At 68.7% G+C, this 1,428-nt stretch carries 2 protein-coding genes; both read left to right on the top strand.

What is annotated here, in order from left to right; genetic code table 11:
- Positions 1–471: hypothetical protein (locus tag ACWGIF_RS37855; RefSeq protein ID WP_453504406.1), on the top strand; the 471-nt coding region annotated here is incomplete at its 5' end.
- Positions 472–680: 209 nt separating this feature from the next.
- On the top strand, positions 681–926 hold the full coding sequence (locus ACWGIF_RS37850; protein ID WP_453504404.1) for a hypothetical protein: 246 nt from the start codon (positions 681–683) through the stop codon (positions 924–926).
- Positions 927–1,428 lie beyond the last annotated feature (502 nt).

Below are 1,428 nucleotides of genomic sequence, written 5' to 3'. Positions count from 1 at the left end.
CTCTGCAGGCCTTCGACATCGCCTTCGACGGCCGACTCTCCGTCGGCCGCCGTTAACTCACACCACACGAGTTACACCGTTGGCTGGACAGACCCCCGCTATCGGGATCACGGCCGCCCAGCGGTTATGTTCGAGGGATTCTTCCCCGATGAGGCCGTCCTGGAGTGGGAAAGCCTGTTTACCGGCGAGCCCATCAACCGGATCGCCCAGAGAGAGCCGCGGATGGTGGTGCCCATGGCGAACGACGGTTTCGAGGTGTTCGAGATGGGCCCGCCGCTGCGCACCCTTTTGGCCGGAGCCGGCGCGCTGCGACTGGGGGAGATCGCTGACCGGTGGGCGGCTTTGGAGTCACGCGCGGACGACGAGGTCTCGAGCGAGGCCGCTGCGGGCATTCTTGAGGCAGTCGGGGCCCTCGCCCGGGAGGCGGTCAGGGCTGGACGGGGCCTGTACTGCTGGTACTTCGCCCCCTGAACACGGATGTGGGATCGGCGTCGGGGGAGTCCGGCCGGGCTTGTCAGGCCTGATGCACCAGGAGGCTTTACCGCGAGCGGTCGCGTCTGCCGTCCCGGCTTCTCCGTCCGGCTGCGCCCCAATGGGAGACGGCTGGCCCGGGTGCCGGATCATGGGCTCAGAGCGTCACTCCGTTGGGGATGGGCTCGGTTCACGTTGGGGTGGGGAAGTTGCTGGACGGGTTTGAGCTGTGGTTGCGCAAGATCGTGGGGCCCCTGTTCGTGGGCGTGGGCCTGTGCGGTGTCGGGGTGGCCGAGGAAGGCTGGTGGCTTCTCTTCCGGCTGCTCTTCGGAGTCCTGGGCATGGCTGCGTTCTGGGAGTGCGTGAAGGAGACATGGAAGCTGGTGCGCAGCAAGGAGTCGGCCAAGGCGCAGTTGGACCGGCTGGAGGACGAAGCCTGGAGAGGGCAGGCGTAGCCGCCTGCCGCTTTCTGGACTGGGTTGAGACGGGGCCGGCGCTGGCAAGCGTCTGCATGGCCCTTTTTCCCCGGCCGCCGGTTGGGCCGTGACCACCCCCGCGCAGACCGGGAGGTTTATGCCGTTGGGTTTCCCGTGCTGGAGGCTTCGCCACCGACCCCGTCGAAGCGGACCTTAGCCGGGCCCACTGACACCGCCGCCGGCACCCGACAGACCACCCCCGGACCCTCGCTGCTGCCAGCCGATCCTGGAGGCGAAGCCGGAAGGACCAGAAGGGGTGGGAGCGTCAGCGGACACCCCTTCAATGCCCGTGCTTGCGCGGGCATCTGGTGGCGCGTCAGCGCCACCGGGCCGGCGCTTGCGCCGGCCCTTCCCCTGGACGTCCGCTTGCGGACGTCAATTCCCGCGCGAGCGCGGGAATCTGGCGAAGCGTCAGCGAAGCCAGGCCGGAGCGCAGCGGAGGCCTTCACTCCTGAGCGCGCCAGCGCTCAGGATCCCGCTC

The sequence above is a fragment of the Streptomyces sp. NPDC054849 genome, from assembly GCF_053610945.1.
The sequence above is the reverse complement of the archived record's forward strand: the minus strand, read 5'-3'. Positions and strand labels throughout refer to the sequence as shown.